Origin of the sequence: Pelagicoccus enzymogenes, assembly GCF_014803405.1 — a bacterium.
Classification (GTDB): domain Bacteria; phylum Verrucomicrobiota; class Verrucomicrobiia; order Opitutales; family Opitutaceae; genus Pelagicoccus; species Pelagicoccus enzymogenes.
On the sequence record NZ_JACYFG010000002.1, the window covers coordinates 166,031 to 181,522 of the forward strand.

Sequence of the window (15,492 nt, forward strand, 5' to 3'; positions counted from 1 at the left end):
ACTTGTCGTTGCAGAGTCGCTATCCAGCGGCTCTATCTACGGCAAACAGGTGAGGCACGCCACGCAGCGGGTTTCACATTAAAAAATGATTAATCCTCCTCAACGACGCCAATAATTGAGTCGTGTGGGAACTTAGCAAAACGGCTCGAAACCAAGCTGTCCACTTTGCGCGACGCGGGAAACGCTACACTAAATAGAGCAGTGATGCGCCTTTAAGCAGGACGCGAAGCAAAGACATCAAAACAGCAGCGTCACTCACAAACCAGCAGTCATGAAATTACAGGTATTCAAGATTCTAAGCCTAGTCGGCTTGCCGTTCCTTTCAATGGCACACCTAACTGCGGCTGAGATGAAAGTGTTCGACTGGAACGGACCCGTCTACCAAAGCCACCGAGGCTTCCCCAATGACACGCCCCCTATCGAAAACGGGGATTGGGTGAGCCCCATCAACTACGCCGGCGGGACTTTCTACACTCGAATCGAGATTCGCAGCCAGCCGGTTGCCCAAGACATGCATCTCCAAATGGGAGTTTGGCAGGAAAAAAATGGCGACAGGTTCGGGTTGGAATCCACCACCAAGCAAGTGCTGGTCAAAGGAACTCCCGGCACCATCGTCACCGCAGAGCAAGCCCTAGATCGGATGTGGAAAAAGGATGGCATTTCCATAGAGTGGCACAGGCCTCGCTATCGCATGGGCATCGCGGTGAAAAAAACCGACGGACGCCCCGTCAGCGATTTCCAGGGTTGGAACTGGAACGGCGAAGACCCCTCCAAGTGGTACCCGCTAGACCTTCGCTATACCGTCGTTGTCGTGTCGGAGGGCAGTACCTTCTCGGGCTGGGAAAACTACATCGACGGTGAAACACCCGAGCCAAAGCCGGATCCCGAGCCAGACCCCGATCCTGAACCGGATCCAGAGCCGGCAAGTGACCTCGTCTCCAACGGCACCTTCGAGGAGGACCTGAAATCTTGGAGCTTCTATACCAACGGATCCGGGGGAGCGAAGACAATTAGCCCCGGAAATACGGGCTCCCAAAAAGCTCTGGAACTGGCGATCGACAAGGTCGGATCGAATATACAGCTCTACCAGTACGATCTCCAGCTCAAGGCCAACACCGACTACACGCTTTCCTTCGACGGCTACTCAAGCTCAGGGAACGACCTGCGCGTCTCCCTAGGCCGTCACACCTCCCCCTACACCAACTATGGCCTCAGCCGAGAGAGGGTGAACCTGACAAAGGGATGGCAAACGCATACGTTGAACTTCACGACACGCGGGTTTAACAACTCCGTCTCGAACGGCCGTCTGTTCTTCTGGCTGGCCAGTGACGCCCGAAACGGTGACCGCTACTACCTCGACAACGTGCGACTCTACGAAGCAGGCTCAACCCCCGAACCCGAGCCAGATCCTGAACCAGAACCCGATCCAGAACCAGATCCCGAACCGGAACCAGAGCCCGAACCGGAGCCAGAGCCCTCTCCCATCCCGGACGATAGCGTCCTGCGGAACGGTGGCTTCGATTCGAATCTCTATTTTTGGAATTTCTATACAAGCGGATCCGGATACATGAAGCTAGACTTCACAGGCAACGGGACGGGCAATGCCGCCTTGATCGCCCTCAACGCGACGGGCTCCAATGTTCAACTCTTCCAATCGAACATCCAGCTCGCTCCAAACGCCACATACGAACTCACCTTCTCAGCGTATTCTAATTCTGGACACGACTTCCGCGTGTCACTCGGCAAGCACGACGCGCCCTATACGAACTACGGGCTCAACCGCGAGGTCGTGGACCTGACGACAGCTTGGAAAACCTACACCATCCGCTTCGACACCATGAACTTCAGCAGGTGGGTTTCAAACGGAAGGCTCTACTTCTGGTTCGCCGATGACGCCAGACCCGGCGATTGGTACTACCTCGACCAAATCAGTCTCACCAAGGTGGACTAAGCCACCCAACAGACGTTTTCAACAAAGCCCGGTTCGCTCCTGCGATCCGGGCTTTTTGGCGCACAACGAAATTCGACACGCTCCTCCCGCGTTGACTCTAAGGCGCAAACTCTCAAGCATTGAGCGAAAATGAAGCAACTTTGGGTAATACTATCGGTACTGGCCGCGACCTGCTGCATGCAGGCGAGCCCTATGACCGACGCCTGCCCCTGCGGCGCAGAGGACGAATTATCGACTCAATCCCAAGATTGCTCCGAATGCTGCGACTCCAAGCCCATCGCAGATTGCTCTTGCTGTATCAGTCAGACAGAAGCCCCCGAAACGACCTCCGCCCTCTCGCCCTGGCGCGTGCAAAATTTCGACACGCCTGCCCGGGAAATCGTGCGCCACGTCTTCGCCCACCCTCCTCCCCTCGCCGCCGTCCATAAGCTCCCAGCGCCACACGCGAGCGAACGATCCCCCCATTCCCGGCTACGCCTAGCGCTGCAGCAGAGTCTTTTGCTCTGATCCCACTGATTCGTCGCCGTCCGCCCTCAATCGATTGAGCGGACACCTCTCCGGCTCAGCGAACTCTGACTGTTCGCCGCAGCCCGAACACCACCGCTGCCCAGATGCAGCCCCTACCTCGGCGTACACGCCGAAAACGCACGAATCTATCATGTCGAAACCATCGCTTGGCTTCCTAAAACGGGAACCGCAAACAAGCACGCCCCGCAAGGCGAGCAAACGCCAAAAACTCGCAACCTGGGCCATTCCCACAGGGATCGCTATCGCGGTCCTAGTCTTGCTGGCAGTCCTTTTCGGCGAGCAACTCCTCCCTGCCCGCAGCGTCCAACTAGAGACGGTCGCCACCTTGGCTGCAAGCGAACGCTCGCCCTCACCGGCCCCGCAACCTTCTCCTACCAAGGAGATCTCCTTCCAAGGAGCCATGCTCTTCCAAGCCTCCGGCTGGATCGAGGCCTTCCCGCAAACCACCAAAGCCACCGCCCTCGTCTCTGGCGTCGTGAAAGATGTAATGGTTCTGCAAGGCGAGCTCGTGGAAAAAGGCGACCTCATCGCGACCCTTATCGACGACGACGCTCAACTCGACCTGCAAACCGCGACTGCGGCCGTAGCTGCAGCCAAAGCCAAGCGCAACGCCAACGTGGAAGCGCAAAAATCCCAGGCCGCCAGCAGCCGACGCCTGCAACATGAATTAAACGCCGCCAACGCTCGCCTTGTCTATCTCGAGGAGCAAGCCCGCAGCCGAAGCGACCTCGGAAGCCGCGCCGTATCCGCACTGCAGATACTTGAAGCGAGCCAAGAAGTGGAATCGCAAAAAGCGAACATCGCCGCCCTGCAAGCTCAAATCGAAGAAGCGGAAGCCGAGGCCAATCGCCTGGAACAAGTTTCCCAGGAACTCTCCGCTCTAGTCACCGCTGCGGAGACGGAGCTCCAACGCCGCCAGCTCGCCCTCGACCGCACTCGCATTGTCGCTCCCATCTCCGGCCGCATCTCCGAACTCTTCGTAGTGCCAGGACAACAACGAATGCACGGAGCAGACGATCCGCACTCTGCCGACATCGCCCACCTCTATGACCCCCAGCAACTGCAAGCCCGCATCGACGTCCCCCTCGCAGAAGCGTCCGCCATCGCCATAGGCCAGCCCGTTCACCTCCGCACCAATTTTCTCCCAGACCAAAAATTCCGCGGCCAAGTCATCCGCATCGACGGCCGGGCCGACCTCCAACGCAATACCCTGCAAGCCAAGGTTCGTCTCCTCGACAACGACCCGCGCCTCCGTCCCGACATGCTATGCCGGGCCGAATTCCTTGCCACAACCGCCGCAAGCAACAACCCAAGCCTCAGCTCCGCACAAGGCCCCACCCGCGTGCGCATCTTCGTACCGGAGTCGGCCCTCGCCGACCAAACCGGCTCGCAGGCCCACGTTTGGGTCGTCGACGCATCGGGCAAGCGAATCGAAAAGCGCCGTTTGGAACTGGGCGGCGAGCGACGCGAAAACTACCGCCTCGTCATCACTGGCTTGCGGGCCGGCGATCGCGTCGTGACCCAGCCCGCCGCCGACTTGCAAGAAGGCGAACGGATACGCCAAGCCACCGCCAACTAAGCCCACCTCAGACTTCCAATCCAAAACACCAAAACATGGATACAACACCTTTCATACGCTGCCGCCAGCTCAGCAAGAGCTACCAAAAAGGGTCCAACACTGTCACCCCGCTGCAAGAGCTCGACCTCGATGTACCCAGCGGAGAGTTCCTCGCCCTCATGGGACCTTCCGGTTCCGGCAAGACCACCTTGCTCAATCTCATCGCCGGCATCGACCAGCCCACCTCAGGTGAACTGGTGGTAGACGGACGCAACCTCACCACCCTCTCGCGAGCCGATCTCACTCGCTGGCGCTCCCAGCACTGCGGGTATATTTTCCAGCTCTACCATCTCGTGCCCATCCTCACCGCATTCGAGAACGTGGAACTCCCCTTGCTGCTCGACAAATCCTTGTCCCGCCGCGAGCGCCACGACCGCGTGGCGGGAGCGCTCGATTTGGTAGGCATCGCCGACCGCGCCGACCACCGCCCCTCCGAATTATCAGGAGGGCAAGAACAGCGCGTCGCTATCGCCCGCGCCATCGTGGCCGACCCGGGCTTGCTCGTAGCCGACGAGCCAACTGGCGACCTCGACAGCGTATCCGCCCGACAAATACTCGAACTCCTGCAAAGCCTCGCCAGCGACCACGGCAAAACCATCGTCATGGTCACGCACGATGCCAAAGCCGCGGCCGCCGCCAGCCGCACCTTGCACCTCGAGAAAGGCCGCCTCGAGGAAACTCCCGAAGCCCTCGCCCCACAATTCGACTGATGCATACACTGCGAAAACTCAGTGCCCTCGCCCTGAAGCAACTGCTGCGCAATCGGCTGCGAAGCATCCTGACCGTGCTCGGCGTAGCAATCGGCATGTTTCTCTACGCCGCCGTAGAGACCATGCAAAGCTCGCTCAAGTCGGTCACCCAATCTAGTCCCGACGACAATACTCTTGTCGTCTACCGGGAAAACCGCTTCTGCCCCTCCACCTCACGCTTGCCCGAGCACTACCAAAGCGAAATCGAGCGAATCGACGGAGTTGTCGAAGCCCTGCCCATACAAATCGCCGTCAACAACTGCGGAGCCAGCCTCGACGTGATTACTTTTCGCGGCGTGCCCACAGACTCACTACAGGCCTACAATCCCGACATAGAAATAACAGCGGGATCCTTCGAACAATGGCGAAACCGCAGCGACGCCGCCCTAGTAGGGCAACACTTCGCCCAACGACGCGGCTTGCAGCCAGGCGACCAGTTCGAGGCGGTCGGCGTGCGGGTCTGGGTGGCCGGCATCATCAGCTCCCCCGAACCTCAGGACAACAACGTCGCCTACGTCCACCTTCCCTTCCTGCAACAAGCTTCGCGGATCGGCTTGGGACTCGTCACCCAGTTCAATGTACGCGTGGCAGACGCGTCGAATCTGCAAACGGTCGCCGATCAGATCGACGCCCTTTTCGCCGCCGACCAATCTCCCACCGACACCCGCCCCGAAAAAGCATTCTTCGCCCAAACCGCCAGCGAATTAGTCGAGCTGGTGGGCTTCACCCGCTGGCTGGGCCTCGGCGCCGTGCTTGCGGTACTCGGCCTCGTGGCCAACGCCCTCCTCCTCGCTGCCCGTTCACGCGTCAAGGAGAGCGCCATCCTGCAAACCGTCGGCTTCTCCCGCAGCTCGGTGGCCCAAGTGATGGTTTGGGAAGGCGTTTTCCTCGGACTCGCAGGCGGTCTGCTCGGCAGCCTTTCAGCCGCCCTCTTTTTCCGGCTCAAGAGTTTCACCTTGGGCAACGAGGGCCTCACCCTCGCCCTACGCCCGCAGCTTCCCGTCATCCTTTCGGGACTGCTCGTCGCCATCGCTCTCGGCCTGCTCGCCTCCCTTTGGCCCGCCTACGTCGCGGCTCGCAAACCGATCGTGGAATCTTTACGCAGCGCCTAAGCGCCCCAACAACCGATGCTCCCTTTCAGCTACGCCATTAGAAATCTCCTGCGAGACCCCACCCGACTCCTGCAAAAAGTGTGCGGAGCCGCCTTGGTGGTCTTCCTCGTCTTCGCCGCCGGGGCCTTCAATGGCGGCATGGAACGGGTGCTGCAAGCCACCGGCTCCGAGCAAAACGTCATCTTGCTGGGGGCCGGTTCCGAGGAAAGCGTCGAACGCAGCGAGGTCGCGGTTCAAGCTGAAACGCTGGTAGCCGCCGGTATCCGCGGCATCGATACGCGTGCCGGCGTCCCCGCTGTGTCCGGAGAAGTCCACTACATGGGAAAGGTCACGCTCTCCGACGGCGAGGAGTCGCAAGCCCTACTGCGCGGCGTCACTCCCTCAGCGTTCGAAGTGCACCGCGAGGTCCGCATCATTGAGGGACACTTTCCGGGGCCGGGAGAAATCATTGTCGGACGCCTCGCCTACCGCACGCTCAAGGCGGATACCCAAGAATTGGCGGTCGGACAAAGCCTCGAATTCGAGGGACAACAACTCAAAGTCGTCGGCCACTTCGACGCGCCGGGCACGGTCCTAGAATCTGAAGTCTGGCTCAACCGAAGCGACCTGATGACACTCACCCAACGCGACAACCTTTCCTGCGTAGTGGTTCGCATGGCAGACGCGGACCACTTTGCCCGAGCAGACCTCTTCGCGCGTCAACGCCTCGACCTCGAACTCGTCGCCCTTCGCGAAACCGAATACTACGGCAAGCTCGCCGCATTCTACGCCCCCATTCGCGGCATGACATGGCTCACCGCCGTGCTCGTCGCGGTGGGAGCAGCTCTCGGCGGAATGAACATGCTCTACGCAGCTTTCGCTTCCCGGATCCGCGAAATCGCGACCCTGCAAGCCATCGGATACTCCCGCGTATCGATTTTCTCTTCTCTGCTGCAAGAAAGCCTGCTCGCCGCCCTCCTGGGCACCCTGCTCGCTTCGTTCATGGCAGTGATGCTTCTCGAAGGCGTGACCGTAAATTTCTCTATCGGAACCTTTCGCCTCCTGCTCACTCCCAACGTGATAGGCTTGGCCTTGCTCTCCGGCTTGCTCCTTGGTTCGCTCGGAGCCATACCGCCAGCCCTCCGCTGCCTGCGAGCCCCCCTTCCCAAGGCCCTTCGTTCCAGCTAATCTTTTAAACTATCGAAACCAAAACTCTAAACGCATCATGAAAAAAATCCTATACAGTTCAGCGCTACTCGCTTGCGGTATCGCCCTCATCTCCTGTTCGTCAGACCTCGACACATCAGCTGACACAGGCAACGCCCCACAACTCACATCCGTCATTCTGGATACTGCTCCCAGCGGAGCAATGAGCGTGGAAGAAGCCCGCCAAAAGGCGGTCCCGGGACAGCCCATCGTGGTCACTGGACAAATCGGTGCCGCACACGACCCCTTCGCCGCAAGCTATGCCTCCTTCATTCTCGGCGACAAGGCTCTCGACTTCTGCAACGAACGACCCGGCGACAATTGCGGCAGTCCTTGGGACGCCTGTTGCGAACCCAAGGAGAAAATAACTGCCCTACGAGCCAGCGTACAGGTTCTGGAGAATGGCGAACCTGTCAGCGGAAGCCTTAAAGGCGTCGGCGGCCTCACCGAGCTCGACGAAGTCATCGTAGCCGGCGTTGTCGATCCCGCCTCCACCCCACAAAACCTGATCATCAACGCCTCCGGCATCTACCGAGGAACCGCCCAATAGGCAGGAGCGACCTCGGTCGCGATCACACAACTAAAAACCAGCAGCCCGGACCGCCCCAGCGATCCGGGCTTTTTGCTGTCCAAAATCCTCAAATCTAAAAAAGTGGATCAGATCCTGTGCGATTTTGCGGGGCCACGGGTATTATAGGGTGCACGAACTCTTAAGTTAGTATTTACTAGAAAATAGCCATGTCCCTGGAGGAAAAATCCGATTCCGAATTACTCAACCGCTTCTGCTCCGAACGATCGGAAACTGCTTTCACCCTGCTCGTCGAGCGTCATCTACGAGTCGTGTTCGCAGTCGCCCAAAACCGTCTCGGTGGCGATGCCCAATTGGCGGAAGACGTTTGCCAGATCGTGTTTTCCCAACTCGCCCGCAGTGCCAAAAGCCTAAGGCATCATGGTAACGTCAAAGCTTGGCTCTTCAAAACGAGCCACTTCACCGCTGCCAAACTAGTTCGATCGCAGGTTCGCCAGAAAATGAGAGAACATGATTACGAATACGTGCGCGATCCCTCGCTCCCCGAGGAGAAAGAAAACCTGACGCAGTTTATCGACGAGTCCATCGAACAGCTACCCCAAGCAGACCAAGAGGTGCTACTCCTTCGCTTCTTCGAATCGATGGACTACAAATCGATCGGGATACGTCTAAGCATGGAACCAAACACAGCTCGCATGAAAGTAGAGCGGGCCCTCGACAAACTGCAGGCGAGTTTCAAGAAGAGAGGCATTGTAACAACCGGAGCAGCCTTGAGCGCCGCCTTCAGCACCTACGCAAACTGCTCACTGCCTGCCTATCTGGCAACAAGCGTGGTAAACGTGAGCGTAGCGAACCTCGGCGGTCTTGCGACCGTAGGTCTCGTATCCGCCCTTAAACTACCTTTAGCGGCAACCGCTGCCATCCTACTAACGGGTATCGCAATAGAGCGCCAAAGCACTGATGCGGCTATGGAATCAAAGGTAGCCGTTGAACAAGTTGCTCACACCCAAGCAGAGCATATCGAGTCACCACCCACTACAAGTCCAAGCGATAGTAATCCCGACGCTATCGATCTCGCCTACGCTGCCTTGGACAACGACGCGACCGTGCTCGCTCAGCGGCTTGAAGAAATCGAACTCGAAATTCAGAAGCTGCATAACAGAAGGCCGTCGTCGGAAAAGATCTATAGCATCAGCGAATTGGATACAAAACCAACCGCTTCGGCAATTCGCATGGCTGATTACCCAGTTAGCCATCTGGCAACCAAAGAAAAAGGGAAAGCTGTAATCGAATTCGTACTCGGCACCGATGGAACGACCAGTGATCTGCGGGTCATAACCGCAACCCATCCTGACTTCGGAAAAAGCGCTTTAGAAGCGATCGCAGGGAGCGAATTCACGCCCGGTAGAATCGGTGCCACCGCTGTTCAATCCAGAGTGCGGATACCCATCATGTTCACTCCAAATCCAGCCGAGGACCAAGCTGAAACCCAAACCTGGTTCTAAATGATTTCCTCTCGAACCGCTAAAACCTTTTGGCTTTTGCCTGTTTTCGTTGCGACCCTCTTCGCCATACGAATCGTCGAAACCCCAAAATTTCAACTCGCCGCGGAGCAAGTTTCGAGCATTGCGGATAGATCGCCCCTGCAAGCAACAAGCTTGCCCCAAAAAACGAACGAGGAAGCTGAAATCCAGTCACTGCAAGAGGAGATCACCGCGCTCGCCCAACGCGTCGAGAAGCGCGAGCGGGTCCTAGCCCAACGCAAAAAGGAACAACAATACACGCAGGCCGACTCGATAAGCCACGCCGGACTCACGCCCGAACAATGGAGCCACAAGGGCTTCGACACACCTTTCGAGAGCATAGAAACGCTCATCTACTCCGCAGCCAGCGGCGATCTCGAAACCATGAAAACCTCGCTGGTCTATTCCCCAGAATGCGAAGCCTTGGCGAAACGTATGTTCGAAAGTCTACCGCTCTCAGTCCGCGAAGAGCAAGGCTCCTTCGCTTCCATAATGGCCATGATGACCATCGACCAAGTTCCCCTCGCTAAGGCCAGGTTACACGCTTTCAAAGAGATCACCGATGAAGCACGTGAGGTCTTTATGGTATTCACCTCAAACCTAGACTCTCCTAAATCCATCAAACTCGATCTGATACAGATGCCCGACCAAACATGGAAAGCGCTTGTCCCTCCTCAGGCCGTTCATGCGTACGCGGACAAGCTGGGAATCGAATTCCGAGAGAATTGAGTCCTCAGAGCCCTTAGATTGGGTGTAAGGGAATTTCAATACATCACTAACAGAGAAGCTTTTGTGGGAAGCGACCTTGTGTCGCGAAGTTGGGGTGCAATCGCGGCACAAGGCCGCTTCCCACATGAGATCGCTTCTATTTCCTACGGCAGCTGAATCGACAGACGCCAAAAGTTAGCGTCTTGGATCGCGCTCAAGTCCGGTATCTGGATAATCACTACTCGTACAGTTTCGTCGATGTCGCTCACAACTCCTGTCGCTTGCGTCGTTTCGCCTGTTTCGGGATTCAAGCTAAAGGCTGTTGTCCAATTCTTGAGATCCTTGGAGTGCTGGACGCGATAGATGATTTCGCCGAGATCCGAGCGGTAAGGGAAGCTCAGCTCGACGCCCTTTAGTTCCCCATTGCTGAGAACAAAGGCGGGAGAACGGTATGCCTCCGCGTCCGCAACTCGTGGATCGGTGCCAAGGGCGTATTCCATGAGATTAGTGAGGAAGTCGCCATCCGGATCGGCAGTCCGCCCCGCGATCCTTGGATTTGAATAGTCGGCTTGGAACTGGTCCTGAAGCCATAGGTCGATCTCCGTCACAATGGGGCTCTGCGAACTCAGCGACAAAGCATAAAGGTGGAAGGTATCGATACCAAATGGCGTGATGGTAACGGTGTAAGTTTCATCGGTCGCCGTAAAGGAGTGCTCGATGCGGATGCCCTTGTTGTTGCCAAACGTGTTTTGCTCCACGCCATAGCTGCTTCCACCAGAGCCGGCAAAGGTGTTCGCACGTTCATAATCCTCATCCCAGCCGACGCTATAAAAGTTTGCGATATAGGAGACGCCAGGGGTTAATCCTTCGAAAGTAACGACGCCGGGCTTCCCGTTGTAGACGAAGTCGCGGGCCAAAACCGAGCTCCCGTCCGCGGCCGCGGTCAGGCTGTTGTCGTCGTTGGGGAACGGGGCATCGAAACCTTGGGTCGAGAACGCGCCCCCAACCGCGGGTAGGACGCCTTGAACTGCCGAAAACGAAACTCCGTTCACCGTTGCGGCAGCGGAGCTGTTTAGGTTGTAAGCCCAAATCACGGAGCTGGAAGAAACGCCGGAGTCCGCATCTCCCGTCCAAGCCGACACGCTCCAATCCGCGCTCGGGTAAAGCTCTCCGCCGAGCTGGCGAGCAGCCAAAGCGAGATCGGCAGGGTTGTTTATCCCAGTGAAGTTGTAGGTGACGGTGAAGATGCGCGGTTGCCCTGCGACCAAGGCTTCGACGGTAAGCTGGGCCCGCCCCACATTAAGATCAGCAAGGTAAGAGCGGAAGCGCACGTGGTTCACTTTCACGAGCGCCGACTGCCCAAACGCATCGATGTATCCAACTAATCCCGACACGCCATCCAGAGCTGCGCTCGCAACGCTGATCGCATTTTGCGCCGCATTGATTGAGAACTCGATGACTTGGCGGCCGAGGGCAAGCGCGATATAGCGGGGGTCAATCTTGGGATTCAAGATCGTGGCGGCTATGGTATCGACCTTGTTCTTCGCGTCGTCGCGGATGTTTTCCGCTTCAGCGACCGTCTTCTCCCATCCTTCTTTTATCGCGAGCAACGCATTCTGTTCCTCGAGCTCATTCTGCACCACATCGAGCGCAGCTTTTGCAGTATCAAATACCTTCTGAGCCTCGCCGAGGGCAAACGTTGCTCCCTCCATTACCCCCAGCAAAGTCCCGCGAGCGATGTTGTAACCAATGAAATGAAAGGCTTTGCCGATGGCATCGAGACTGTTGTACCAGCCATCGAGAGCCCGGATATCGCCATCGATCTTGTTGACTTCGCCTTGGGCCAAACTCAAGGCTGCTCGGGCGACTTGAAAGGCTTCATCTTTCTTGGCCAGTTCCGCGGCGAGGGCGTCGCTGACTGCCGACGCGATATTGCCAATCGCATCTCTGAGTTCTCTCTCGGCATCTTCCAAGGCGGTTTCGGCATCGTCGTAAGCCTTTTGGGCTCCATCTTTGAGCGCCATCTGCTCGTTCCGTATACTGTCCTCCAGTTCGGCCAATTGGCGATCGAACTCGTCGAGCTCGCCCTTGAATTCCTCCAGAGCTTCCTGCTCCCGTCTAAGCGTCTCTTGGGTATCGCCAATGCCAGCAAGCAGCTGCCCCGTCATCACGTTCGCGAGCTGGTCGAAGAACGTCAGGTCAACCCGACCAAAGACTTCGATCCTGTCGCTTATCCGCACCCAAACTTCAGAGCCGCCAGCCCCATATAGGGAAATCGTGTTCTTGAGAACCCCGGAAACCAGTCCGGGCTCGACCGTCAGCAAGAGCTCGAGACCGGTTTGACCGGCGATGTTGATAGCGGTCGTGCCTTCCAAGCGGTTGCCCACGATATCTAGCTTGTTGAGAACAAGCTGCTGGCCATCGACCGCGAGCGTTCCGCTGAAGCTGCCTTCCATCCAGCCGTTGGGCAGTACCTTCAAGTTTGATGAGGTAAAAGTCGACCCTAGGATCGTCGTGGTGCCGCTGCCAGTGATTCCGTTAGTATCGAGCGTTAGCGAAGCGTTGAAATCGTATCCCCAAGGAGCCGAAATGCTACCAATGTAGGAGCCAATTAGGCTACCGTTCGCGTCGCCCACCATGTTGAAGTCGAGCGTATTGGGGAATACTCTCACCTTCGCAATACCGCTTGATCCGCTGGCGCTCAGATCGAGGCTGAGGTCTACCCAGTTGTCGGCAAACTGCGAACGGGTTTCTATGGTCACCTTCGGAGATCCAGCCAAGGAGACGAAAACATCGCTCTGGCTGCTCGCTCCCAAAACGTTGGTAGTAGCCGTGCCCGCAAATACGCCCTCCTTGGTGAGGCTCAAGTTCAGGTCTGCCAAAGCGAAGCCGCCCAAGTTCAAGTTGCCCGCTGCATCGCCAAAAAGCAGACCATTGCTGCGCAAAAGAAAATCGGCCGCCAGCGAATTTCCTCCTATCTGTATTTGGAAATCACCTACGAGCCCATCGTTGGTGATCGTCCCCGACACGACGTCGAGCGTTCCAAACGGCCCCAACTCGACCACCCCTTTCCAAGTCCCGCTTAAAACCTTGCCCTGGGCATCGAGCTTGAAATGGGTCGCCTGAACCAAACCTCCCGTTGGCAGCAGAAGCCAGCCGCTGCCTTCGATGATTTCGTCTTGTGTATTCGCTCCCTTGAAATCGAGAAGCTCGAAGCCCGCGACACGCAGCCCAGCCGGCACTGGGAGTTCATCGCCCCAATCTTTTACCGTAAGGCCGATCAAATTTCCGCCCGCCGTGAGCCCCCCTTCCGTCGTAAACTCGACGCTTTCGCCCATGGAAACCCCTCCTGCTAGGCTGAACGTTATCGGTATCTCGACGCCTGCTAAAAGCGTTCCGTCCGGCTCGTCGTACTGAGGGTCATCATCGAGGAGCAAGAACGTACTCGCTTTCAGCCGCCCATCGAACGAGATGCTCCCTCCTGCCCCCGCGGCTGCCTCAAGCCCGACCGAACCGTTCGCCCCGAAACGACCGCTGAAGCCGATCGACAATCTTTTCATGTTGAGATAAAACAAGTCCTCCGCGCCGAAAATCCCCCTAACAAGTATGCTCCGCAGGGCATTGACCAGAGGCTGTTCGCTGTATGCGATGGCCGATTCGATCGCCGCAACCATGATCTTGAGCGGCACATCGACCGCTGCTGCTGATAGCCGGACGATGTTGCCAAGGGAAACGTCCTCGATCACCACCAATCCAAATCTGAACGAAACGGTAACGTCGTCCATCAAGGGCGTGAGCAATTCCGCCCAATCGCCCGCACTGGGCAGCGGTGGAGCATCTCCTCGTGGTTGCTGCACGATGCCCGGGTTCGAGGGGATCTTAAGGATGTCGCCGAAAATATCGCCAAGACTGATCGGCTCTGGCAGCTCCAAGCCAGCAGACATGGCAGTTTGGGCATACCAAGTCAGAGCCTGTGCCGTTCTGCTGAAGAGTTCGGAAAAAGCGGGAAGGCTTTGGGCGCCGTTCAGGATGATCTTGCCGACTGGGATCTCAGCGATGACTACTAAGAGCGGCACCGTCTCGTCGGCGACTTGCCCGATATCTCCCAACGCATAGATGCCCATCTCTACCGTCAAAATGGCTTCGCCAATGTAGGTATCCAGTCCCTCGATCAGAGCTCCACCAAACTGCCTAGACATTTCTTGAATACCAGCTTGCCTCGTTTCGAGCTCCGAGGCGTCCAAGCTGCCTACGCACATTGCTTCGTGCAGTAATTGCAGCTGCTCTGCGCTGTTTAGCCCTTTGACGACGATATGCTCTATGACGTCACGGCCCATCGCATAAAACCCCTCCATCGGCTGGGTAAGCGTGTAAGAAACTCCGACTGATCCTAAATTTATACCCGTATCCCAAAATCCAATACCAACACCACCGTCGAGGGCGATCTGCAACGAGCCATCGCCCAAGTCTTCTCCGCGATCTTCGAGCCCTTTGAGGTAGGCGAGTACAGCGACAAGGGTCCTCGCCAACTCCGTTGGGCTTGATCTTCGGGAGCCGGGCGAAGCGGTACTCATTTCCACGAGGATAATTCGCCGGACTTCATCGAGAATTTCGGCCGCCAGATCCATGCCAACCTTCAACTTTAAGAGCACCTGCCCTTCCAGCTCCGCTTGCAAAACTGCACTGATCCCCCCTTTTACACCAAACAAGAATTCCAAACTCAAGGTAAGCGACTGCGGATCTCTGCCCGCGAAACGTAGCTGCACCCAATCGTCGTGAATCCTGAAGTAAGTCACCGCCTGAAGGCTCGTAGAGAAGCCCGTGACATCTCCGATATTTCGCCGCGCTTGTATACTTGAGTAGCCCAAAGCTATATCGGCAAAAAACACCGGCGTCCGCCCAGGGTTGGTAAATCGCTCAGCAGGATTGCCGCAAAGTTGCGGGGCGTTGCTCATGCCCAATGTAACACGCGCCCCTGCTGGACCAGTCACCACGGCCCAAAGCGATACATCCGACAAAGTGCGGCGAAATACGAGCCGACCGTTAGGGATGGAAAAGGCAAACTCATGTGGCGTCGCGATCGTATTGCCCAGGTAGTCGAATAGATTCTCAAGCGCAACCACATCGAGAACAGCCAGCAAGTTGGTCGCATCGGTCGTCTGGGAAACCGTCTCGTTGATCCGCTTTTGCACGTTTCCTTCCAAGATGCCGGTTAGGTCGTCAACCATTGGTACCTTCCCACTGACAAGACCGTTGGCAACGTCCTTCGCCTTATCCACCGCTATAAAAAAGCCGCTGTCCTCCAGCGTGAGCTCAATGTTCGTCAAAACGTCAGCTGGCACCTGGCCCCAAGAATTGGAATTAGCTAAATCGAGTGAAAACCCATCATTGGCTGCCCATCCGGGAGGACAAGCGAACGTCCAAAGAAGAAGCAAGAGAAGGCAACGCGAGGCCATAGTAATCTGAGGGGATAAGGCTAAGTACTAGAAAAGAACACTTACCCTAAGCAATTCGCAGATTCTACTGAAATGTAAAGCGAGCATTCATGCGCCAAATAACAATTTTGGAGTTTGATATTGCCCAAAGAAT

10 protein-coding genes are annotated in these 15,492 nt (G+C 57.0%); 9 read left to right on the forward strand and 1 reads right to left on the reverse strand.

Going from position 1 to position 15,492, the window contains the following annotated elements:
• Positions 1–271: 271 nt before the first annotated feature.
• From IEN85_RS00580 to IEN85_RS00620, 9 genes are all read left to right on the forward strand, one after another.
• Complete coding sequence (locus IEN85_RS00580) at positions 272–1,951, forward strand: carbohydrate binding domain-containing protein (RefSeq protein WP_191615117.1); 1,680 nt, start codon at positions 272–274, stop codon at positions 1,949–1,951.
• 129 nt (positions 1,952–2,080) lie between these two features.
• Entirely contained in the window at positions 2,081–2,458 is a 378-nt protein-coding gene (locus IEN85_RS00585; protein WP_191615118.1) for a hypothetical protein, read from the forward strand.
• A gap of 151 nt (positions 2,459–2,609) precedes the next feature.
• The gene (locus tag IEN85_RS00590; RefSeq protein WP_191615119.1) at positions 2,610–4,058 is read left to right on the forward strand and encodes an efflux RND transporter periplasmic adaptor subunit; all 1,449 of its coding nucleotides are present in this window, start codon (positions 2,610–2,612) and stop codon (positions 4,056–4,058) included.
• 35 nt (positions 4,059–4,093) lie between these two features.
• Positions 4,094–4,807, forward strand: a complete 714-nt coding sequence (locus IEN85_RS00595; protein WP_191615120.1) for an ABC transporter ATP-binding protein — start codon at positions 4,094–4,096, stop codon at positions 4,805–4,807.
• Positions 4,807–5,958, forward strand: a complete 1,152-nt coding sequence (locus tag IEN85_RS00600; protein WP_191615121.1) for an ABC transporter permease — start codon at positions 4,807–4,809, stop codon at positions 5,956–5,958. Before IEN85_RS00595 ends, IEN85_RS00600 begins: the two co-directional genes overlap by 1 nt.
• 15 nt (positions 5,959–5,973) lie before the next feature.
• A complete protein-coding gene (locus IEN85_RS00605; RefSeq protein ID WP_191615122.1) occupies positions 5,974–7,125 on the forward strand; it encodes an ABC transporter permease in 1,152 nt (383 codons plus the stop codon).
• A 37-nt stretch (positions 7,126–7,162) separates the two neighbouring features.
• Positions 7,163–7,693 carry a hypothetical protein gene (locus IEN85_RS00610; protein ID WP_191615123.1) on the forward strand — a complete coding sequence of 177 codons (531 nt, stop codon included), beginning with the start codon at positions 7,163–7,165 and terminating at the stop codon, positions 7,691–7,693.
• Between the two features lie 188 nt (positions 7,694–7,881).
• A complete protein-coding gene (locus IEN85_RS00615; protein ID WP_191615124.1) occupies positions 7,882–9,177 on the forward strand; it encodes a TonB family protein in 1,296 nt (431 codons plus the stop codon).
• Complete coding sequence (locus IEN85_RS00620; RefSeq protein WP_191615125.1) at positions 9,178–9,924, forward strand: hypothetical protein; 747 nt, start codon at positions 9,178–9,180, stop codon at positions 9,922–9,924.
• A gap of 143 nt (positions 9,925–10,067) precedes the next feature.
• Here IEN85_RS00620 and IEN85_RS00625 read toward each other — a convergent pair whose 3' ends face one another.
• Positions 10,068–15,131, reverse strand: a complete 5,064-nt coding sequence (locus tag IEN85_RS00625) for a hypothetical protein (protein WP_191615126.1) — start codon at positions 15,129–15,131, stop codon at positions 10,068–10,070.
• Between the last annotated feature and the right edge of the window lie 361 nt (positions 15,132–15,492).